Raw genomic sequence first — 249 nt, 5'->3', positions numbered from 1 at the left:
GGACGGCATCGCGCACGTTCACGCTTCGTTCAACAACACCATCATCACCATCACCGACCGTCAGGGCAACGCTTTGTCGTGGGCCACGTCGGGCGGTGCTGGCTTCAAGGGTTCGCGTAAGTCGACCCCGTTCGCCGCGCAGGTCGCCGCTGAAACGGCCGGCCGTGTCGCGCTGGAATACGGCATCAAGACGCTGGAAGTGCGTATCAAGGGCCCCGGCCCCGGCCGTGAATCGTCGGTCCGCGCGCT

The 249-nt window shown here is 65.9% G+C and carries 1 protein-coding gene; it reads left to right on the top strand.

Features of this window, described 5'->3' with window-relative positions; translation table 11 throughout:
• On the top strand, positions 1–249 hold a 249-nt coding region (gene rpsK, locus ACR6JA_RS23380), incomplete at both ends, for a 30S ribosomal protein S11 (protein ID WP_494599939.1).

The sequence above is a fragment of the Cedecea sp. B1(4) genome, from assembly GCF_059414925.1.
The sequence above is the reverse complement of the archived record's forward strand: the minus strand, read 5'-3'. Positions and strand labels throughout refer to the sequence as shown.